This window comes from Andreprevotia lacus DSM 23236, assembly GCF_900176275.1.
In the GTDB taxonomy this organism is placed as follows: Bacteria; Pseudomonadota; Gammaproteobacteria; order Burkholderiales; family Chitinibacteraceae; genus Andreprevotia; species Andreprevotia lacus.
The window spans coordinates 112191-132231 of the sequence record NZ_FWXD01000007.1 but is presented as its reverse complement, the minus strand read 5'-3'; the positions used below and the strand labels follow the sequence as shown (position 1 = coordinate 132231).

Annotated in this window: 19 protein-coding genes and 1 pseudogene; all 20 read right to left on the bottom strand. The window is 62.4% G+C overall.

The window, feature by feature from the left end; genetic code table 11:
• Window positions 1-126 precede the first annotated feature (126 nt).
• The 20 genes and pseudogenes from B9A19_RS23270 to B9A19_RS07545 all read right to left on the bottom strand — a co-directional run bounded on the left by B9A19_RS23270 (window position 127) and on the right by B9A19_RS07545 (window position 20027).
• Complete coding sequence (locus tag B9A19_RS23270; protein WP_084090191.1) at window positions 127-714, bottom strand: serine O-acetyltransferase; 588 nt, start codon at window positions 712-714, stop codon at window positions 127-129.
• Window positions 711-2006: an O-antigen ligase family protein gene (locus B9A19_RS07635; protein ID WP_176216834.1), complete on the bottom strand. Its 1296-nt coding sequence runs from the start codon at window positions 2004-2006 to the stop codon at window positions 711-713. Before B9A19_RS07635 ends, B9A19_RS23270 begins: the two co-directional genes overlap by 4 nt.
• Window positions 1993-2916 (bottom strand): glycosyltransferase family A protein, encoded by a 924-nt coding sequence (locus B9A19_RS07630; protein ID WP_084090189.1) that lies wholly within the window; start codon window positions 2914-2916, stop codon window positions 1993-1995. The genes B9A19_RS07635 and B9A19_RS07630 overlap by 14 nt, the downstream gene beginning before the upstream one ends.
• On the bottom strand, window positions 2909-4192 hold the full coding sequence (locus B9A19_RS07625) for a hypothetical protein (protein ID WP_084090188.1): 1284 nt from the start codon (window positions 4190-4192) through the stop codon (window positions 2909-2911). Before B9A19_RS07625 ends, B9A19_RS07630 begins: the two co-directional genes overlap by 8 nt.
• Window positions 4189-4875, bottom strand: coding sequence for an exosortase-associated protein EpsI, B-type (gene epsI, locus B9A19_RS07620; protein ID WP_139798718.1), 687 nt, complete (start codon window positions 4873-4875; stop codon window positions 4189-4191). The genes B9A19_RS07625 and epsI overlap by 4 nt, the downstream gene beginning before the upstream one ends.
• Window positions 4872-5738, bottom strand: coding sequence for an exosortase B (gene xrtB / locus B9A19_RS07615; protein WP_084090186.1), 867 nt, complete (start codon window positions 5736-5738; stop codon window positions 4872-4874). The genes epsI and xrtB overlap by 4 nt, the downstream gene beginning before the upstream one ends.
• 1 nt (window position 5739) lies before the next feature.
• Entirely contained in the window at window positions 5740-6597 is an 858-nt protein-coding gene (locus tag B9A19_RS07610; protein WP_217807008.1) for a cyclic di-GMP-binding domain-containing protein, MshE-related, read from the bottom strand.
• A 9-nt stretch (window positions 6598-6606) separates the two neighbouring features.
• A complete protein-coding gene (gene epsF, locus B9A19_RS07605) occupies window positions 6607-7998 on the bottom strand; it encodes a chain length determinant protein EpsF (protein WP_084090184.1) in 1392 nt (463 codons plus the stop codon).
• A 14-nt stretch (window positions 7999-8012) separates the two neighbouring features.
• Window positions 8013-8786: an SLBB domain-containing protein gene (locus B9A19_RS07600; RefSeq protein WP_084090183.1), complete on the bottom strand. Its 774-nt coding sequence runs from the start codon at window positions 8784-8786 to the stop codon at window positions 8013-8015.
• Window positions 8783-9673 (bottom strand): EpsD family peptidyl-prolyl cis-trans isomerase, encoded by an 891-nt coding sequence (locus B9A19_RS07595; protein ID WP_084090182.1) that lies wholly within the window; start codon window positions 9671-9673, stop codon window positions 8783-8785. The genes B9A19_RS07600 and B9A19_RS07595 overlap by 4 nt, the downstream gene beginning before the upstream one ends.
• A 25-nt stretch (window positions 9674-9698) precedes the next feature.
• Window positions 9699-11183: an undecaprenyl-phosphate glucose phosphotransferase gene (locus B9A19_RS07590; protein WP_084090181.1), complete on the bottom strand. Its 1485-nt coding sequence runs from the start codon at window positions 11181-11183 to the stop codon at window positions 9699-9701.
• A 101-nt stretch (window positions 11184-11284) separates the two neighbouring features.
• Entirely contained in the window at window positions 11285-12448 is a 1164-nt protein-coding gene (locus B9A19_RS07585; RefSeq protein ID WP_084090180.1) for a porin family protein, read from the bottom strand.
• On the bottom strand, window positions 12448-12900 hold the full coding sequence (locus B9A19_RS07580) for a PEP-CTERM sorting domain-containing protein (RefSeq protein WP_084090179.1): 453 nt from the start codon (window positions 12898-12900) through the stop codon (window positions 12448-12450). Before B9A19_RS07580 ends, B9A19_RS07585 begins: the two co-directional genes overlap by 1 nt.
• Window positions 12901-13691: 791 nt before the next feature.
• Window positions 13692-14117: pseudogene (locus B9A19_RS07575) on the bottom strand (molybdopterin-guanine dinucleotide biosynthesis protein B); the annotation flags it as partial.
• Between the two features lie 25 nt (window positions 14118-14142).
• A complete protein-coding gene (gene moaA, locus B9A19_RS07570) occupies window positions 14143-15138 on the bottom strand; it encodes a GTP 3',8-cyclase MoaA (RefSeq protein ID WP_084090177.1) in 996 nt (331 codons plus the stop codon).
• 2 nt (window positions 15139-15140) lie between these two features.
• Complete coding sequence (gene mobA, locus B9A19_RS07565; RefSeq protein ID WP_176216833.1) at window positions 15141-15725, bottom strand: molybdenum cofactor guanylyltransferase MobA; 585 nt, start codon at window positions 15723-15725, stop codon at window positions 15141-15143.
• Window positions 15718-16188 carry a molybdenum cofactor biosynthesis protein MoaE gene (locus B9A19_RS07560; protein ID WP_084090175.1) on the bottom strand — a complete coding sequence of 157 codons (471 nt, stop codon included), beginning with the start codon at window positions 16186-16188 and terminating at the stop codon, window positions 15718-15720. Before B9A19_RS07560 ends, mobA begins: the two co-directional genes overlap by 8 nt.
• A 1-nt stretch (window position 16189) precedes the next feature.
• Entirely contained in the window at window positions 16190-16450 is a 261-nt protein-coding gene (locus B9A19_RS07555) for a MoaD/ThiS family protein (RefSeq protein WP_084090174.1), read from the bottom strand.
• A 42-nt stretch (window positions 16451-16492) separates the two neighbouring features.
• Complete coding sequence (gene cobA, locus B9A19_RS07550) at window positions 16493-17260, bottom strand: uroporphyrinogen-III C-methyltransferase (RefSeq protein WP_084090244.1); 768 nt, start codon at window positions 17258-17260, stop codon at window positions 16493-16495.
• Between the two features lie 70 nt (window positions 17261-17330).
• On the bottom strand, window positions 17331-20027 hold the full coding sequence (locus tag B9A19_RS07545) for a nitrate reductase (protein ID WP_245804303.1): 2697 nt from the start codon (window positions 20025-20027) through the stop codon (window positions 17331-17333).
• Between the last annotated feature and the right edge of the window lie 14 nt (window positions 20028-20041).

The window sequence follows — 20041 nt, the reverse complement described above, 5'->3', positions numbered from 1 at the left end:
CCGAAATGTGATCTATACCATCGGCATGTGTGTTGGGTGACACACTGGTGCAGATTCGCGACAGCATTGCAGCAACGCAAGACGGAAATTGCAGCAGTGCGGCGAGGAGGGCTTGCTGACGCACGCTTATGCCTCTGCCGTTTCCACAGTTTGCTGATGACCACGTACCAGGCCGCCAGCCGATGTACGGTCGGAAATAACCTTGGCAGGCGCACCGGCGATGGTGCAGTTGCCCTCCGGAAAGCTGCGGTTTACCACCGCATTGGCGCCGATTACCATGTTGTCGCCCAGCACAATCTTGCCGTAGAGCTTGGCGCCGGGGCCGATATAGACGTTGTTGCCGATGACCGGCGCCTCGTCGAGCGTGCCGAGATTGGTGCCGATATTGGTGCAGACGTGGATGCGGCAATTGGCACCGATGCGCGCATAACTGTTGACGACGATGGTGCCGCGATGCGGAATGGCCAGGCCGGGGCCGAATACATTGGGCGGGATCGAATAACCCAGCAGCCGACCCAGCTTGCGAAAACGCCATTCTGCATACAGCCGCAGGGCCTTGTTCTTGCGGCAATTTTTCAGGAATTCGACTTTGCGCAGCAGGCGCTGGTATTGCCAGCGATCATTGAACAGTCGCTGGAACAGCGTGTCTGCCACGTCCAGCGAGCGACGATCGGCTTCAAGGTAATCCAGATAATCCTGGCGGGAACGAATCATGATGGTTTCTTCCTTGCTGCAGCGACGGCCAGTGTGTTGCAGCGTACGAATGAGGCGATCAACACAATGTTGAGCATCTGCGTGGTGCGCCAGTACGCGCTCTCTGTGATGTCGAGTACGGCCATGAAAACAAAAAACATCAGGTGAAAATAGAACTCGCTGCCGGCGGTGCGGCGTGCAGCAAAAATGCGCTGCAGCCAGGTCAGCAGGAACAGCACAAGAAGGCCGATGCCTGTCCAGCCCAGATCGTTGTAGAGGTCGATGTAGCCGTTATGTGCCTGGCCGACGTAACCGCCGCCAAAGCGATAGCCGATATAGCCGGCAATGCTGTCCGGGCCATTCCAGAAGCCGCCGTAGCCGCCGCCCAACCAGGGGTTCTGGAACTGCATGTTTTCCAGCACCAGTGCCCACAGTTCGGTGCGCCCGGTCAGTGTCGACGATTTGCCGAGCAGGCCGAAGACGAAGTCGATCATGCCCTGCAGGTCGGGGATCAAGCCGATCACATACAGGCCGAACAGCACGGCCAGCGTGAACAGACCACAGCCCAGCAGCAGCGGTTGGCTCGTTGCAGAGCGGCTGGCCAGAGCCAGCAACAAACCGATGCCCCCTACAGCCAGTGCGGCAGCCAGCGCCATCGTGCAACTGGAGCTCTGCGATTTAACCAGCACCAGCATGGCCAGCAGCATCAGACCCAGGCCCAGCCGCAGTTTGCCGCTGATGGCCAGGGTGGCATAGATCAGCACGCCCAGCGTGGCCAGCTGGCCCAGCTCGTTCTTGTGCGAGGCGACACCGCGCCAGCCTATCCCGGTCACGCCGTAGGCCGGCCATGCGAGAGCCACCAGCAGTGATGACACCAGCAGGATGCCGACAGGCCAGTAATGCCAGTGGAGAAAGTCGACGGGTTCGCGCCGCTGCTGACCAAAGCAGGCCATGCACATGGCGACGATGATCCACAACAGCATGGCGCGCTTGAACGTCGTGCCAGGCACGACAGACCAACTGGCCGAGATGGCGATGTATAGCAACACCAGTGCACCTACCCAGATGGCCCAGCCCAGAGCAAGCGGCTCCTTGAGCCTGTCCGTCTGCAGTAAATGCCAGATTGCGCCGCCGGTCAGCAGCAGCCATTGCAACTGACGGCCGAGACTGCCGCCACCATCTGCCTGCGAGGCCCCCAGCGATACGATGGCAAACACAGCCAGAAAAATGGCCAGGGCATACAGCCGGCCCCGCCATTCGATTATCCGGGCTGACTCCAGCGCAAGCGGAATGCGGAGGCTACTTGTATTCACGATACGGCCCGCGCAGCAGTCCATACAGCAAACCCAGCCCGATGGCGGTACGCCGCCGTACCGACAACCGCTCTGCCCGCGAGCGGAACGGGTTGAGCAACATCGCCGGCACGCTGCGGCCCAGCACCCAGGCGATCTTGGCAACAATTCGTGCGCTGGCGCGCAGGCCGTCACGCTGGCTCAGGCTGGCCTCGACCGAGCCGATGCGGAAGCTGCGCTTCACTAGCCAACCTGCATCAGCACGTGCCTGTGGCACTTCTTCGCGCACCTCGGCCTCGTCGGCCCACACGGCCTTGCAACCCCGCGCAAACAATTCGCGGAAGAAAACATAGTCTTCGCCGCCACTCAGCCCCAGCGCGGGGTCAAAGCGTAGCGGTGGCGTACCCAGCACGCGGCTGGCAATCAGTACGTTGCCGGTACGGGCCTCCAGCAGCGGCATGGTCGTGCCGCTGTCATGGCGTGGCCGCTCGTAAAAACCACCGCTAATCAACCAGTGCGGCATATTGGCGGGGTAGACCGGAATCACCGGGCCAAACACGAGATCGGCGTTACCGGATTGCGCAGTTTCGACCAGGCTTTGCAACCAGCCGGGTACGGCAACCTCGTCGTCATCGATGAAGGCGATGTAATCGGCTTGTGCATGATCAAGACCACGATTGCGTGCCAGCGAGATGTTTTGCTGAGGTTCGTGCAGATAGGTCAGCTGCAGCGGATAGTTGTTGCGCTGGCGCGAGACCACGATTTCAGCGGCAGATTGCTGGCCGTCGTTGTCGATGACGTAGACGCTGGCGGCAATGCCGGGGCATTGCTGCTCCGCCAGCGAATCAAGCAGTGCGGCCAGCATGGCTGGGCGGCGATAGGTGCAGACCAGAATGGCAACGGTATGCTGAATGGGCAGATGATCAGACATGGCGTTTTTTCCACAGCCACGCGGCGATGGCGGCTTCGGCCACGATCAGCGCCAGCGGGCAGTACAGGGGTTGGGCGGTGAAAGCGGCAATGGGCAGGAACAGCACATAAAACAACACGCAGCCGGCCAGGCCGCCCTGGAACACCACGCGATAACCGACCGGATTGGCCAGCAAAGCGGTGGCGATGACGGTGCGACCCCACTGGATGATGAAATAGGCAGCCCAGAGCGCGACGGACATCTGCCATAGTCGTGGCGCGATGAAATGCGGTACGAGGCGTGGCAGCCACCACGAGGCAAGTGCCAGCACGGCGGCAAACAGCGTGACCAGCGCTGCCGCCCAGATCAGCTGTTGCCACACCAGTCGCCATTTTTCGCCTTGCTGGCCGGCTTGCTCCATGCGGGCAAACACCGGGCGGTAATAGCCGGCCCAGCCCTGAATCATGAGGCCCACCGGGGTATAGAACAGCCGTGTCGCCGCCAGCAGTGCGACTGCAGCCTTGCCCTGCACGGCATCCAGATAAAACCAGTAACCATTGCTGAACAGCCAGGTCACTGCGATGCCGGGCAGGGCCCAGCGTGCGCAGGCCCACAGTTCCTGCCGGAAAGCGCGATCCAGTGTGGCAAATTCCGGGTCTTGCACGTGTTCGGCAAAGCGCGGCCGGGCCAGCAGTGCCCAGAGTCCAGGCAGGCCGACGGCAGCGATAGCCAGCCCCAGGCTCATGCCATGCCAGGCGTAGGCCAGCAGCAGGATCAGGGTCGATAGCAGGAAATACGCGCTGTCGAGCCGAAGCAGGGCGAGCAGGTCACCCAGCAGTAGCCAGATGGCGCGGCGCAGGTCGCGGAACAGCAGCAGGGCAAAGCTTGCCGGTACGGCCAGCCACAGCCAGCCTGGCATGGCCGTCTGTGCCTGCCAGTGCCAGTAAGCCATCAGGGCCAGACCGCCGGGCAGCGCCAGCAGCAAAGCCAGCCGTATACCCCAAGCCACGGCCTGCTCGCGCGCCAGCACGCTCATGCGTCCGGACAGCGTGACCAGTGGTGACAGCAGCACGGCATTCTGTATGCTCGACAGCAGCACATAGGCATTCACGAACAGTACGTAGGCCGAATAATCATCGCGCCCAGCCCAGTGCAGCACCGCCAGTGATGACAGGAAGCTCACGCCACTGACCAACCCCTGGCAGACGAAGGACAGCAGCGGGCGCGGCACGCGCGCCAGTTTTCCACTCAGCCAGTCCAGACGTGCAGAGGTGGTCAGAGCGCTTGCCGTACTCATGCGCCGACTCCGAAAAAGGTGCGTCGTGCCAGTGGAGACGCGGTGTTGAAGAGATCGGTGATGAAGGTAGCCTGCTGCTGATAGGCTTCGGTGCTGTCGGCATCGACCGAGGACACGCGGAAAATCAGCCCGTCCTCGATGCGGCCGGCCAGTCCGGTGCGGACTTGTGCCAGCTTGAGCGCCATACCGCTGTATTGCGGCTTGCCACCCAGGGTGATCCAGTAGCTCACCGGCTCGATACGTTCGCCCTGTACTGCAACCAGACGGCGCAGTGGAAGGGCGCCATAAGGCAATTCAAGCGATGCGCGGCTGTGAGCAACGATGGCAAAGCCCTGCGCCGGGTAGCAGACTTCCGGTTTGTGTACCTGCTTGCCGGTACGATCACGCTGATCGTCGCTATACGCGATCGACAGCATGATGCGTACGCCGCGCGCGTTGCGATAAGTACGGCTCAGCACCTGTGAGTAGACCCGAGCAATGCTGGCATCCTGTTCGGACGGTGCAACGGCAGGTTGAGCCAGCCGGTCTTCAGACCAGGGGCCGAACTCGACGGGTACCAGTTGTTCGAGTGCAACCGGGTGCAGGCGTGCGCTGAATTCGGTCGGCGTGAGCGAGCGGGCTGTTGCTGCGGTCAGCAACATCAGCGCGAGCAGGGCGGCGTGACGCAAGGTACGGGTACTCACGCCTTCACCTCGTCGGGCAGGGCCTGCCCCAGCAGCAGATCGAATGCCAGCAGGCCGCCAAATGCGATGGCAAACAATACGATGCCGGCAAATTGATGCACGAAACCCTGACCGGCAGCATCTCCCCAGTAATAGGTCACCAGTACCAGGAGCACGACCCGCACGATATTGGCCAGAAAGGCCAGTGGCGCCGCGACGAGCACCAGCAGCGAGGAGCGCAGTCGCGACGTATGCGCGGCAAGGTGCACGTACAGTGCACCAAGCGCCAGCAGGCTGAACAGCGAGTTGAGGCCCGAACAGGCATCAGCCACCTGCAAGCGGTAAGGGCCTATGCTCAGCATGACGCCAGCCCGCGCAATCGGATAACCCAGACCGTAGAGCAGTTGCTCGACATGGCCGGAAACGGCCTGCTTGAGCCCGCCGGTCAGGCTGTCGATCAATGGGCCGGGCAGCGGAATCAGGAATACGATGAAAGCGATCGCAAAGCCATGGCGCTTGAGCAGGCTCCAGCCGCCTTCAAGCAGCAGCATACCGGCAAGCAAGGGCATGAAGGCGCCGATTTCAAGCAGCCAGATTTGCTGAGAGCGGCCTAGCACATAGGTGGCCAAGCCGGCGCAGACAGGCAGCCAACCCCACTTGGTTGATGTGCCCGCTTGGGCCGTGCGATCACGCCAGAACAGGTAAACCACAACCAGCAGGATCAGCGGGCCGTGTGATTGTTCGCTGCTTTGCCACAAGCTGCTGCTCAGGTCATGCAGCGTAGGGGCAAGCAACAGCAGCAGCCCGGTCAGCACCGGCCAGTGTCGGCAGATGAAGCGACTGGGGGTGAAGTGCGGGGGCGAGAGCGCCAGTTCGGCAGTCATTTCAGCCATGCTTCCCGGCCAGTACGCAGCCCAGCACTTCGGTGCTGGCTACGCGCAACTTTTCGAGCAAGGACGAAAGATCGCGCGTGCTGCTGACATCGCGCTGCGCCACTACCAGCGCGCCGCGTGCGCGCGCGCCGATCAACTGCATGTCCGCACCCAGGGCCAGCGACGGTGCGCTGAACAGCACAACATCGTATTGCTGTTCAAACTGGTTGCACCATTGCGCGTATTCCTGGCGCGACAGCAGTTCTTGCGGGTTTGGCACTTCGGTTCCTGCAGGCAGCAATGCCAGCCCGGGCAGGCTTTCCGGTGACTGGATGCAGGCGCTGGGCTCGGCGCGGCCGGCCAGCAAGTCCGACAGGCCGAGACGGTTTTTAAGTCCAAACAGCTGCTGCTGTTGCGGCTGACGCAGGTTCGCGTCGACCAGCAGGGTGCGCTCGCCCATCTGTGCAAACACGATGGCCAGATTGGCTGCCAGCTCGGCTGTATGCCGTCCCGGCTCGCTGCCGACCACCATCAATGCATGCTGATCCCCGGCGAACCAGCGCAGCAGCAACTGGCTGCGCAGGCTGCGCAAGGCTTCTACCTCGGCCGAGAATGGCTTGTGGGCGGCCAGCAGCGCAGGGCTGAGCGCAGGGTCACCGCCGATGGCGCACGAATATGAAAACTGGGTCGACAATACGCGCTGGATATCGATTTCGCTGACCAGCCCCAGCTCGATTGCGGCCTCGCCAAAACGCAGATTGCGTCGCTTCTGGTGTTCGAGCACCCTGGCAGCATCGTTTTGCGTCAGCCGGCCGCTTTCCAGCAACAGGGTACCGATGCGGGCTTGCGGCAGCGGGATCGGATTGGGCATGTTCATGAATCAGCTCGCTTGCGGCTGGCGTTGAAAAAAGCCGCCGCGCCGTGTCGGGCGAGGATGGGCGCTCAGGTCGGCCAGCACCGGCAGGCCGGCCAGTTGCTGCAAATCGCTGGCTGAACGCACGCGGCGGTCGAGCAGTTCGCGCAGGAGTGCGCAGCCGGCAGCAAGTACGGCGCCAACCAGTACCGACAGCAGCACGTTGATGCCAACGCGCGGTTTGCTGTGGCGGCTGGGCTCGGTGGCTTCGCTGAGCACGCTGACATTGGTCTGTTCGGCACGGCTCTCGAGCTGTGTCTGGGACAGGCGCTGCTGGGCGGTGTCGTAGGCGCGTTGCGCACTGTCTACGTCGCGTTGCAGCACGTCCAGCCGTGCGCGCTGCGATTTCAGTTCCAGCACGCGGGTCTTCTGCAATTGCAGCGCCTCCTTGAGCGCGCCCAGGCGCGAAGCCGAGTTGCCGGCCGTGTCGGCCAGACCACCGGCATACTGGCCCAGCAGCGCATTGAGCTGGCTGCGCGTGGACTCCAGCTCGGCTTTGGCCTGCAGGTAATGCGGATGGTTGGGGCCGGTTTTGGCCGCAGTCTCGCTGAACTTGGCTTCCTGCACTGCCAGCTGGTTTTTCAGTTGCTGGATCAGCGGGTTGTTGATGACGTCGGGGGCGGCGGTACCACCGCGCGCGCGCGACTGGGCGTCAAACGTCTGCGCTTGCGCACCAACCAGCTGCGTGGTGATCTCGTTCAGCCGTTGCATTTCGACATCAACACGCTCATCCGAGGCAACGATGCCTTCCTGCTGCTGATAGTTGGACAGGTTTTGCTGCGCTTTTTCCAGATCAAGCTGCAGACCTTTCATTTGCGACTGGAAGAACGCGTATTTCTTTTGCGCCGTAGCGGTCTGGATGTCGGCCAGCGTTTGCTGATAAGCACGAGCGAACGCATTGGCGGTCAGCGCGGCGAAGTGGGCGTCGGTCGCGGTGAAGCGGATATTGATGATGTTGCTGTCGCGGCTGGGCTTTACTTCGAGCTTGCGTAACAGCTGGCCCGCCAGCCAGGTGCGGATGTCGCCGCTGCCTTCGCTGTGCTTGCGAAAATCGTCCTGCGCTTCAGGCAACCTGGCGATGCCCAGTGCATCGACCACCTTGCCGGCAACCGCTGCGCTGCCGATGATTTCCACTTGCGTGGCCATATAGCTGGGTGCCAGATAAGCATTCGACTGTTGGCCGGTTACGGTATCAGCGGCTTTGATCACGTCGAGTGTCAGCGTGGTTTCGGCGCTGTATTGCTTGGGCAGCAGCAGGCTGACCACCACGGTGGCGATGACCACGAAGGCGAACACTGGCAAGGCCAGCCAGCGGCGTGCACGCAGGATGTGCAAGAGAACCGGAATGGAAGTGGGCATGATGATCGCGGGCCTTAAAACAGGCTCTCCTGCACGTTGATGACGTCGTTGTCCTGCACTGCATCGTTCAGCCGTACATCCAGGGTGACGTTGCGGCCGTCGGGTTGACGTCGTTCCAGTTCGATGCTGCGTTTGCTGGCGCGCGGGTTGAAGCCGCCGGCGGCGGCAATGGCTTGCACCACGGTCATGCCGTTTTCGAGACGGAAGGCGCCAGGGCGGTTGACCTCGCCATAGACATAGATTTGCGGGCTGCGCGGCACCATCACCACATCGCCGTTGCGCAGTTGCAGCGTGTCGTCGCCACTGGCCGGCTTGGCAAATTGCGACAGCGCAATCTCGGTGCGGGTATCGCCGCGTACCAGAATGACCTTGTCGCCGCCGGTGGGCGCGACGCCGCCGGCCAGGGCGATGGCCTCGACCAGATGCGTGGCGCTGTCGAGTTCGAAGCGACCGGGGTGGTTGACCTCGCCAATCACCGAGATACGCTGGCTGTGGTACTGGCTGATCAGCACGTTGACGAAAGCTTGCTTGAGATAGCCGCCGTCAATCAGTTTTCCGGAGATCAGCTTCTCGGCTTCCGAGAAGGTCAGGCCTGCAATCTTCACACGCCCGACGAGCGGGAAGGTGACGTCGCCGCCCTGTGTCAGTTGCAGTTCGGCTTGCAGGTCTTCGTGGTCATAGACGCTGATCTTGACCACGTCGCCCGCGCCAAGCCGGTATTCGCCCGTAGCCATGGCGGGCAGCGATATTGCAAACAGGCACAGCATTACGAGTACGCGGCGCATCATTGCAACCCCCTCACGCCGGCTTTGAGATGGTCGGCAGCGGCATCCTGGCCAGCCCCCGGTGCCATGGCGACGGCGGAAGCAAAACGCTGCAAGTATTCAATCTTGCTGCTGGCGTGCAGCGCACCCAGTTGTTCGGCAAAACGGGTTTGCGCGGCGGTGGTCTGCAAATAGCGCTTGATGGTTTCAGCCTGCTGGCCGGCATCGGCCGGGGCTGGCTCGCTGCTGACCAGTTGCAGCAGCAGTGTCTGGTCGCCATCACGCATCGCAACGATATCGCCGGCATGCATTGCGGCAATTTTCGGCAGCAGTTGCATGGGCAGTTGTTCCGCTACCTTGTGCTGGGCCGATTGCTGGTAGGGCACGCCAATACGGGTCAGCAGGGCCGCGGTATCGCGTGCAGTCTTCGCTTGATCAAGTGCGGCTTCATGCTCGGGCTTGATGACATTGTTGCCCAAGGCAAAAACTTCAAAGTCGTAGCGCTTGCGCTCCTTGAACAGCAGCGGATTGCCTTCGACAAAGGCATTCACTTCGGCTTGAGTCGGCGCTAGTGGTTTGGCAAAGCTGCGTTCTGCAGCGGCTTGTGCCAGTACCTGGCGGCGCGCCGCCTCCAATGCCTGCACCACGCCGGGGTCTCGGTCGAGCTTGATTTCAACGGCACGTTGCACCAGCAGCTCCTGGTCGATCAGGCTGTCCAGAATTTGCTGTTTGGTAGCGGCATCGGCCTGTTCGCCATGCTGGGCGAGCAGGTAGTTGAGCTGATGCACGGTTATTTCGGCATTGCCGACGCGTGCAATGACCTGGTTGGGCGCTGTTTTTTCTTCTGCCTGCTTGCAGGCAGCAAGCAGCAGTACCGGCAGCAATGCAGCAAGGAGGGGGCGTGGGCTCATCAAGCAGCTCGTCTATCGTGTGGGGTCAGTAGGCATTTTTGTCACGCACGACCATCATCGAGATGGTCTTGCCGACGATTTTCAGATCCAGCCAGATGGACCAGTTGCGCAGGTAATCAAGGTCGTACTCGATGCGGCGCTGCATCTTGTCCAGCGTGTCGGTCTCACCGCGAAAGCCGTTGACTTGCGCCCAGCCGGTAATGCCCGGCTTGACCTTGTGGCGCATCATGTAGCCCTTGATCAGGGCCCGGTATTGCTCGTTGTGTGCATTGGCGTGCGGGCGCGGGCCAACGATGCTCATGCGCCCCTGCAGCACGTTGATGAACTGCGGCAGCTCGTCGATCGATGTCTTGCGGATGAGGCCCCCGATCGGGGTCAGGCGCTGGTCGTTCTTGGTGGCTTGTACCACCTTGTCGCCGTCTTCCATGACCGTCATCGAGCGGAATTTGTAAACCAGGATGCTCTCGCCATCGGCGCCATAGCGCCGTTGCTTGAACAACACCGGCCCCTTGGAGGTGAGCTTGACTGCCGCGGCAACGATCAGCATCGCCGGCCAGATCAGCGCCAGGATCACGGTAGCCAGCACCACATCGGAAAAGCGCTTGAGCACGCCGCGCAGGCCGATAAAGGGGCTTTCGCAAATGGTGACGACCGGAATGCCGGCAACGTGGTCAAAGCGCGCCTGGATCAGGTCAAACACGAACAGATCGGGCACAAAGTAGATTGATGCGGTCGAGTCATGCAGCGCATCGAGCACCTGCATCACGCGCGGTTGAGAGCTCATCGGCAGCGAAATGTAGATGTGATGTATGCCGTTGCGGCGCACATAGGCAGGCAGCTCTTTCAAGGTGCCCAGCAGGGCGTCGGCCGAGACGCCAGGCAGGCGTGGCAGTTCCCGGTCGTCGAAATACCCCTTGAACTCGATGCGGTGCAGCGGATCGTTGATGAGTGCTTCGGCCAGCGTGCAACCTGGCCGGTTTGCGCCGACGATGACGGCGCTGCGCGTACCCTGCGTACTTTCGCGCGATGCCAGCAGTACCGGGCGGAACAGGGCATGCACGGCAACGAGTGCAAGCGGCGCAACTGCAAACCAGGTCAGGATATAGGGTGGGTAAAAGTAGGCCGCAAAACGGGTGGCCCAGCCGATCAGGCACAGTACGGTGCAGATGAACAGCCATTGCACGGCGAACCGGCCCAGCCCCAGCAGCGGGCGCTCGTGCCCCGGCACGAACAGGAATACGCCATCGAGCACTTGCGAGGTCAGCAGAAAAGTCAGTACCGCCAGCAGCCAGCTGTAGCTGTCGAACGAGACCTGGAACGGCCAGGCGAGGCCGTAGAGCACGGCGACGACAACCACCGGGTCGATGAACGATTTGAACAGCCCGGTGAGCGGAGCCGCAGTGACCAGCTCGCTGAAGCGATCGTTCAGACGCGACAGCTGCGGCGGCATTGCCAGCTCCTGCATGGGTTCGGCCGGCAAATCCTTGATACCTGGTTCGGAATGACTCATGCGCTAACCCTCCATACCGCTGGCGTAGCACTGCACCAGTGGCCCCTTGCTTCACAACGAAGCGGCTTTTACGAGCAGACCGCTGAAAAACAGCGACAGCCTCAAAATCTCAGCCGTACATTCAGTCCCGCTTGTGTCGAGCTGAAGTCGGCGTCCGGCAGCGCCGAGTCGCGCCGCTGGAACTGCATCAAGGCGCTCAGCAACCATGCGTTGCGCCAGGTGTAATCAAGTGCCAGTCGCCAGACATCGGTGGTATCGGCGTAGTCCAGCGGTGTACTCGCGGTACGGCGGTCACGCTGCCAGCTTGTGGTCAGCGTGGCCGTATCACTGGCCTGCCAGACAAAAGCAAACTTCACGTCATCCACCACATTGCGTTCCAGATGCTGACCGGGCATTTCGAACTGGCGCTGGTAAGTCAGGCTCAGCCGGCTTTTTTCGCTGGCTTGCCAGATTGCACCTACGCCACCCAGGGGACTGCGTCGCCAATCCCCATCTGTCGCATAGCGCCAGTTCGCCATGCCCCAGTTGGCGGTCAGCGTGGTTTTGGCCGTTATCGGCCAACTGGCATCCACATGGCCGAACCATTGCTGATAACCACGCTGGCCTGCGGGCTGGCTGCCGTAGTCACGCAGATAGTCGACGTCGAGGTAATCGATCATCAGCGCCAGCTGGCTGCCGCGACCGGTCTGTAACTGGACACCGCTGCTGGCGGTGCGCTGCTGCAGGTCGAGATAACCGCGCGAGTCATGCCGCTGCAGGCCGGTACCGGCGCTGCCAAGTACGGTCCAGTACTGGTTGAGTACGTAGCTGGCGCTGACTTGCCCGTTACGCTGCCGCACCAGGTCTTTTTCACCGCCCGGTGTGTCTTCAAACGCCGACATGCTGCGCTGGTCGGTGTACGCCAGTTGCCCGGACCAGGATGGCCCCAGCTGCCAATACCACGCTGCTGCGCCCATCCAGCCCAGGTAATCGAGGTTGTGGCGCGATGTGTAACTCGCCTGCACCACGTTACCGTCGAGTTCGATGCGCTGCCGTGACAGGTTCTGCTTCAGGCTGCCGCCCAGGCGGGTTTCCAGTGTGGTTGCACCGCCGGCCAGCGGGCTTTGCGTGTTTGCCGGCAATCGTTGCAGGTTGTCGTCATAACGGACGGATTGTTCGACATAGCCGTTGACTGCGTCATCCGGGTCATACGCGGCCCGCGCGGCGGTTGTTTCCGTACCCAGCAGTGCCCATAGCAGTAGCCGCGCAACGTGTTTCGGCGGCATCAAAGCCGCTTGCGGCGGCGTGCCAGCAGTACCCCGATAAGCCCTACACCCATCAGGGCAACGGTTTCAGGTTCGGGCACCGGGGCGACATTCACGTTGAAAGAACCGAATGTGGCGCCAAGTCTGGAGACCGAGAACACGTAGCCGTAGCTGCCTGAGCCGGGCAGGTCAAAGCTGCCGCTGAAGCTGTTCTTGCCCGGTGCAAAAGTGAACGACTGCAACGGTTGCGACTGGTAGGCCGGGGTGATCTGGAATACAAGGCCGAACAGTTGCGACAGATCGCCGCCACCGCTTGTTGCGGTGAAGTTGAGCTTGCTGTGTGAAGAGGTCGAGAAGCTGTCGAAGGCAAACAACGTACCTGTACCCAGGGTATAGGCCTTGCTGTAGGCCGCCTCGCTGATGCTGGCGGTAGCCAGCAGGACAGTAGCAACGATGTGCTTGATGTAGCGCATTTTGGTACTCCTTTCGGAACGAGTGGTGCAGTTCTTGCTGACAAGATCATCGGTAGTTCAAGCCGAGCGCAGCATGCCACGAGCTTTTGTGCATTACAACATGCAAACAAGTCCGTAAGTGTTTGATCGGTGCATCCAGTGGTGGCCAAGGCCGCGCCAATATTGGGTTTTTTCCGGTTTTGTGAAATTTTTCACAAATTGAAATTTCATGACTTTTTATCTGCTAGCGCACAAATATTCTCTGGGCTTAATTGTGCTAGTTGAGGTTTTTCTGATATTAGAAGTGCGTGTTTTTGCAAATTATGCGGAGAAAACTACAAAGTACAAAAAAGTATGAAAGCGCAGTCATTCAAATTACAAGCCACTTTGTGTGTTCGTGATTTCTGGACTTTGTGTAGGTGAAATGCACTGAAATGGTGATGTGACTACGCGAAGATTAGGAGTGCATCGTGAAGAGGGAATGGCAGTTTTATAACCATGTTCTGAATAAATGTTTTAGTTAGAATTGTTGGGTAAATAAAATAAAATAGAATATTGCAAATGGAATTTGATGCAGATTTTGCTTACAAATCGATGGTGTTGCGTCGCAGCATTTCACTGTTTTGTCACGTTTTTTTGAAACCTTGCCCATTGAGTGCTTTCTTTTTATGAAAGTAATTGGTGAGAGGGGGTTGCCCTGAGCGGGCATGAAAAAGAGGTGGTCATTGCACGCATGGGCTGCGCATGCCGTTGCGGAAAAAAACGTCGGAGGGAGCATGCCCATGCCTGCTGCACCAGTCAGGGGCAGTGGTTTAGCACTGCTGCAGTTGCCGGGTAATCAGCAATGCAATCTGTTCCGGCTGGTCAGGGGGCCATACCGGCAGCATGCAGTAGGGAGGCGACACGTCGCACGCCAGCGCAATCGCGCCGGGCAGGTCCAGCCCGCGTGGCATGGGGGTATCGGTATAGCCTTCAACCCCCAGCGTGAGGTTGGCTGGCGACAGGCGTGCCCGCAGGTCGGCCAATAGGGCGGCGGGGTGTTCGCGCATGACGGCGTAGCGGTAGGGCGTGGCCAGCAGCACCTCCTGCGCGCTGGCGCGGCGAAAGCGTGCACTGTCCTTGTGAGGTGGCTCCTGTTCGACGTCCTGATGGCTGTGCTTGACCACGTTGATGGTCAGCCCCAGTGTGGCCAGCAAGGGCAGCGATGCCTCGATCGGTGCCGTCTTGCCGGCGTCTGGATGGCGGCTGAAGCCAGCAACGGCATCAGCCGCCCGTGTGCGCCATGATGCGGATGATCTTGCCCGGTTGCTCGCGAAATTCGTGCCGCTCGGGTTTGAGCTCGATTGCGTCGCGCAATGCGGCGATCAGTTCGGCATCGCTGGCGCCGCCGCGCAGCATGGGGCGCAGCTCCAGTTTTTCTTCCTGTCCCAGGCACAGGTAAAGCGTGCCATCAACCGACAGCCGCACCCGGTTGCAGGTGGCGCAGAAGTGCTGGCTGATCGGGGTGATGAAACCGATGTTGCCGCTGCCGTCCGGCAACTGCCAGTAGCGTGCCGGGCCGCCACCCATTTCCAGTGCTTGCGGCACCAGGCCGAAGTCGCCGACCAGACGCTCACGTACGCGGTCCAGCGGCAGGTAATGCGCGTTTCGGCCGGTGTCGCCCATGGGCATGGCTTCGATCAGGCGCAGCGTAAAGCCGCGCTCAAGGCAGAAGCGCACCATGGTGTCGATTTCGTCATCGTTCACGCCCTGCATCACCACCATGTTCAGCTTGATCGGTGCAAAACCGGCCGCCTGTGCCGCGTCCAGCCCGGCCAGCACGGCGGGCAGGCTGTCGCGCCCGCTGATGGTGGCCACACAATCGCGCTTGAGCGAATCGAGGCTGATGTTCAGTCGCTGCACACCGGCAGCGCGCAGGGCTTGTGCGTGCCGGTCCAGCTGGGTGGCATTGGTGGACAGCGACAGATCGGTGATGCCCGGCAGCTTCGATAGCCGCGCGGCCAGCTCGGGCAGGTTGCGGCGCAGCAGTGGTTCACCACCGGTCAGCCGTACCCGGCCGGTGCCCAGCTGGCCGAACAACCGCACCACGCGCTCGATCTCGTCAAAGGTCAACCAATGCGAGGGTTCTTCGAAATCCTTGAAGCCCTTGGGGATGCAGTAGCTGCAGCGCAGGTCGCAACGGTCGGTCACCGACAGCCGCAGATAGCTGATGCGGCGGTTGAAGCGATCAATGAGCGGGGGCAGGGCGGGGGCGTCCATGATCAGCGGCTGGCAAGTGGTGTTGCAGACAGGCCATGCAGCGCGCCGGCGTCGTTCACATTGGTGAACGCGGCGTCGAATTCGATTTCTGCCACGCCGGCTTGCCGCTGCCAATACTGCACGCGGCGTTCACCGTGGTCGAGCGCATGCTGCAGCAGTGGCAGGGTCTGGCGCGCCACCAGACAGACCAGCGGTTGCGGGCCGTCGGCATGGCGGGCGCGGATGACCGGTGCTTGCCCGCGTGCCTGCCAGAGTGTGGGCAGCAGTTTGGCCGGTAGCTGCGGCACATCGCAGGGCAGCACCAGCAGGTATTCGGCATCGGTGGCCAGCAGGCCGGCCTCGATGCCCGCCAGCGGGCCGCTGAAGCCGCCGCGCTGGTCGGTCAGCACCGGGTGGCCGCTGCTGCGGTAGGCATCGAGATTGCGGTTGGCCGACAGCCACAGCTTGCGGTAACTGCTTTGCGGCAACTGGGCACGTACGTGTTGCCACAGCGGCAGGCCGTCCAGCTCGATCAGCCCCTTGTCCTGCCCGCCCATGCGGCGGCCCTCGCCGCCGCACAATATCAATACATCGAGCTGCTTATTCATGGTTGGCCCAGCGCTGGCGCGCGTTGTTGTCGCCGGCCTTGGCTTCGACCCAGTGTTTGCCGCGCGTGCGTTCTTCGCACTTCCAGAATGGCGCATCGGTCTTGAGCGCATCAATCAGGAATTCGCAGGCGGTCAGTGCGGCCTGACGGTGGGCGCTGGCGGTCAGTACCAGCACGATGCGTTCGCCCGGCAGCAGGCGGCCAATGCGGTGTATCACGGTCACGCCGCTCAGTTGCCAGCGTTCGGCGGCCTGCTCGGCCAACGCTTGCAGCGATTTTTCGGTCATGCCGGGGTAGTGTTCCAGCGTCAGTGCCAGCAGGTCGTCGCCATCGGCGCGTACGCGGCCGACGAAGGCCGCACTGCCACCGATGTGCAGGTCGCCGTCGTGCAGCAGCGCTTCTTCCTGGCCCGGGTCGAAGTCTTCAGCCTGAACGACAATGCGTATGCTGGGTTCACGCTGCATCTCAGCCCCCCGTGACCGGCGGAAAAATGGCCACTTCGGCGCCGTCGTGCACGGGCGTATCGAGTTGGGCCATTTCCTGATCGACTGCCACGCGGAATACGCGCGGCCCGCCCAGCTCGTCGGCCCAGATGCCGCCACGCGCCACCAGCAGCGCGATCACGTCGGCCACCGTATAAGGCACGGCCGGGATGCCGAGCGGCTCCGCATCGCGGCCAAAGCGCTCGCGCAGGCGCGCAAAGTAGCGCAGGTGTAGCGTGCTCATGGCGGCGCTCCCGGTAGAATCAATCATGGTATTTTCCGCAACTCAGGCCGTGATGGCTATGGCTATGTGCTGATCGGCGATGCGCGGCGCAATGTGTTGTGCTGCCTCGCCCACGGCATCGCCCACCAGAATGATGGCCGGGCTGCCCATGCCGGCCTCTTGTGCCTTGGTCGCAAGACCCCCCAGATTTGTGACAAGGCGCTGCTCTTTTGTCGTGCTGGCCCATTGCACCACGGCGGCCGGCGTGTGTGCCGGCAGGTGGCGCAGCAGGGCCGTGGTCAGCGAGGCGATGCGGCTCATGCCCATGTAGATCACCAGCGTGGTGCCGGTGGCGGCCAGTGTGGCCCAGTCCGGCTCGCTGTCGTCCTGCGCGTGCGCGGTGACGAAGGTGACGCCACGGCAGTGCTCGCGGTGCGTGAGCGAAATGCCCAGGCTGGCCGCAGCAGCCAGGCCGGAACTGATGCCGTTGATGATGTCGACTTGCACGCCGGCTTGTTGCAGATAACCGATTTCCTCGCCGGCGCGGCCAAACAGCAGCACCTCGCCACCTTTCACGCGCACCACGTGCTTGCCGGCCAGCGCATAACGGCGCATCAGCCGCTGGATGAAATCCTGCGGGGTGGATTTGCAGCCACCGCGCTTGCCCACGCGGATCAATCGCGCCTGCTGTGCCAGCGTGACGATGTCGGGGTTGGCCAGATCGTCCAGCATCAGCACATCGGCGCTGGCCAGTGCGCGTACCGCTTTGAGTGTCAGCAGTTCCAGATCGCCGGGGCCGGCGCCGAGCAGGGTGACTTTGCCTGTGTTCATGGTCTTTGTTCCTGTTGGTTTGGCGCCGCAGATGAAAAGCAGCGGGGCAACGCCGTTTTGCATGCGGCGATCAAGGTGCGGCGAGTTGCGGTGCGTTTACGCACAACTGCTTCAGTTCGGGCACGCAGGAGCCGCAGACCGTGCCGCAGCCCAGTGTGGCCTTGATTTCATCCAGCCCAGCACCGCGCCCGGCCAGCTCGGTGATCTGCGATTCTTTCACCTGCTTGCAGTTGCAGATCACCCGGTCACGCGGGGCTGCCGGCTTGTTCGAGAACGCGGCCAGTCTTGGCCCCTGCCAGACTTCGCCTTCGAGCAGACGTGCCAACAGCGCGTCAGCACCTGCCACGTCGCCGGCGAAAGCCAGCCCGGCCAGCCGTGCCGGCGTGCCTTGCCAGGCCACGCGCTTGACCACGTTGCGGCGTGCATCGCGGTATTCGAGCACGTCGCTGCCCGGCTGCATGTCGAGTACGTCGAACACGCGAGCCAGCCAGTCGGCATTGGCGGTGGCGCACGCTACACGCAACACCAGCACGTCGCGCCCCTGCAGGCTGAGTGCGGCGTAATCGCATTCGGCCAGCAGCGGCTGCACGGCGGCGTGCAAGGCCAGTACATCGTCGCTGCGCCGGGCAAGCAGCGCGCGCCATGGCAGCTCGGCGCGCTCAACGCGTACTGCGGCATGCTTGAGTTCGGGCTGGAACGACTTGCCGTCGACCTTGCCCAGGCTGGCTTCATTGATGCCGCCGGAGTTGAGGAACTGGCCATTCCAGTGCATGGCGGCAAACACGCTACCGCTGGGTACGCTGTCGCTAATCGCCAGCGGCAGCACCAGCCCGCCGCGCTTGCTGCTGACCCGCATCAGCTCGCCGGCACGCAGGCCGCGCCGCTCGGCGTCGGTCGGGTGCATGGTGATGCCGGGTTCGGGCGTGTGTGCGAACAACTGCGGCACGCGGCCCGAGCGGCTCATGCCGTGCCACTGGTCGCGCAGGCGGCCGGTCAGCAGGTGAAAGGGGTAGCGCGCATTGGTTGGCTCAGCCACTGGTTTGTAGGGCGTCACGTGTAAGCGTGCGCGGCCATTGATGGTGGCAAACATGCCGTCGACATAGCGACGGGCCAGCCCCACTTGCATGCCGGCCGGCAGCGGCCATTGCTGCGGGCCGTTGCGTTCCAGCAGCGCGTAGTCGATGCCGCCGATGTCAAGATCGCGGCCCACGGTCAGCTGGCTGTGCGCATCAAAAATGCGGGCTGCATCGTCAAAGCCGAACAGCGACGGCTGCTCGGGGTGCAGCAGTGCCTCCATTCTGCGGCCGGCCTCGGCGGCAATCCACCAGTCGGGGCGGGCTTCGCCGGGCGCGGCAATGGCAGCGCGCACGCGTGAAATGCGCCGCTCCGAGTTGGTGACGGTGCCGTTCTTCTCGCCCCAGCTTGCAGCGGGCAGCAGGACGTCGGCAAAGGCGGCGGTGTCAGTATTGGTGTAGGCCTCTTGCAGCACGACGAACTCGGCGTGCTGCAGCGCCTCGCGCACCGGGCCAAGGTCGGGCATTGAATGAGCCGGGTTGGTACAGGCAATCCAGATGGCCTTGATCTTGCCCTCGCGCAGCGCGTCGAACATCGCCACCGCCGGCAGGCCGGGGCGCGGTGACAACCGTTCGGCCGGCACGCCCCAGTGTGCGGCAACCTCGGCGCGGTGCTGGTCATTGCTGATGTCGCGGTGCGCCGCCAGCATGGTGGCCATGCCGCCGACCTCGCGCCCGCCCATGGCATTGGGCTGTCCGGTGAGCGAAAACGGCCCCGCGCCCGGCTTGCCGACCTGGCCGGTGGCCAGGTGCAGGTTGATCAGTGCCAGATTCTTGTCGGTGCCGTGCGCGGACTGGTTCAGCCCCATGCAGTACAGCGACAGGCTGGCCGGGCTGCGGCCAAACCACTCGGCCGCAGTGATCAGATCGGCCTCTGCAATGCCGCACAGTTCTGCGGCCATCTTGGGCGTGTAGTCGCGCACCAGCTTTTTCAGCTCGGCAAAGCCCTCGGTGTGTGCCGCCAGATAGTCGCTATCGACCAGCCCTTCCCAGATCAGGTGGTGCAGCATGCCGTTGAACAGCGCAACGTCGGTGCCGGGCTGGATTTGCAGGTGCAGATCGGCCATGGCGGCGGTATCGGTGCGGCGGGGGTCGATCACGATCCAGCGCGTAGCCGGCCGCGTGGCCTTGGCTGCCTCAAGCCGGCGGAACAGCACCGGGTGCGCGTAGGCCATATTGCTGCCGGCAAACAGCACGCAATCGGCCAGCTCCAGGTCTTCGTAACAGGTGGGCGGGCCATCGGCGCCAAAGGCCATCTTGTAGGCCGTGACCGCGCTCGACATGCACAGCCGCGAGTTGGTATCGATGTTGTTGGTGCCGATCAAGCCCTTGGCTAGCAGATTGAAGAGATAGTAATCCTCGGTCAGCAGCTGGCCGGATACGTAGAACGCCACTGCGTCCGGCCCGTGGCGGCGGATGATGTCGGCAAAGCGCGCCGCCACGGTGTCGAGCGCGCTGTCCCAGTCCACGCGCTGGCGTGTGCTGTCGCGGGTCAGCCGCATTTCCGGATACAGTGCACGGTTGGTCAGGCTGGCGGCGGTGGCCGGCAGGGTCATGCCCTTGGTGCACAGCCGGCCGTAGTTGGCCGGGTGCGCCGGATCACCCTGCACGCCGGTGATGCGCGTGCCGTCGCTGGCGATCAGCACGCCACAGCCAACGCCGCAATAGCAACAGGTCGATGCGGTCTGCGTCATGGTCATCCCCTGAT

Bases quoted from the DNA above. Each gene is read 5' to 3' on its own strand.
- B9A19_RS07625 (WP_084090188.1), bottom strand. From the start codon at position 4,192: ATGAGTACGGCAAGCGCTCTGACCACCTCTGCACGTCTGGACTGGCTG.
- cobA (WP_084090244.1), bottom strand. From the start codon at position 17,260: ATGAACACAGGCAAAGTCACCCTGCTCGGCGCCGGCCCCGGCGATCTG.
- B9A19_RS23270 (WP_084090191.1), bottom strand. From the start codon at position 714: ATGATTCGTTCCCGCCAGGATTATCTGGATTACCTTGAAGCCGATCGT.
- xrtB (WP_084090186.1), bottom strand. From the start codon at position 5,738: ATGACTGCCGAACTGGCGCTCTCGCCCCCGCACTTCACCCCCAGTCGC.
- B9A19_RS07630 (WP_084090189.1), bottom strand. From the start codon at position 2,916: ATGTCTGATCATCTGCCCATTCAGCATACCGTTGCCATTCTGGTCTGC.
- B9A19_RS07545 (WP_245804303.1), bottom strand. From the start codon at position 20,027: ATGACGCAGACCGCATCGACCTGTTGCTATTGCGGCGTTGGCTGTGGC.
- moaA (WP_084090177.1), bottom strand. From the start codon at position 15,138: ATGGACGCCCCCGCCCTGCCCCCGCTCATTGATCGCTTCAACCGCCGC.
- B9A19_RS07600 (WP_084090183.1), bottom strand. From the start codon at position 8,786: ATGATGCGCCGCGTACTCGTAATGCTGTGCCTGTTTGCAATATCGCTG.
- B9A19_RS07595 (WP_084090182.1), bottom strand. From the start codon at position 9,673: ATGAGCCCACGCCCCCTCCTTGCTGCATTGCTGCCGGTACTGCTGCTT.
- B9A19_RS07555 (WP_084090174.1), bottom strand. From the start codon at position 16,450: ATGAGCACGCTACACCTGCGCTACTTTGCGCGCCTGCGCGAGCGCTTT.
- epsF (WP_084090184.1), bottom strand. From the start codon at position 7,998: ATGCCCACTTCCATTCCGGTTCTCTTGCACATCCTGCGTGCACGCCGC.
- B9A19_RS07580 (WP_084090179.1), bottom strand. From the start codon at position 12,900: ATGCGCTACATCAAGCACATCGTTGCTACTGTCCTGCTGGCTACCGCC.
- B9A19_RS07560 (WP_084090175.1), bottom strand. From the start codon at position 16,188: ATGCAGCGTGAACCCAGCATACGCATTGTCGTTCAGGCTGAAGACTTC.
- B9A19_RS07590 (WP_084090181.1), bottom strand. From the start codon at position 11,183: ATGAGTCATTCCGAACCAGGTATCAAGGATTTGCCGGCCGAACCCATG.
- B9A19_RS07610 (WP_217807008.1), bottom strand. From the start codon at position 6,597: ATGCCCAATCCGATCCCGCTGCCGCAAGCCCGCATCGGTACCCTGTTG.
- B9A19_RS07585 (WP_084090180.1), bottom strand. From the start codon at position 12,448: ATGCCGCCGAAACACGTTGCGCGGCTACTGCTATGGGCACTGCTGGGT.
- mobA (WP_176216833.1), bottom strand. From the start codon at position 15,725: ATGAATAAGCAGCTCGATGTATTGATATTGTGCGGCGGCGAGGGCCGC.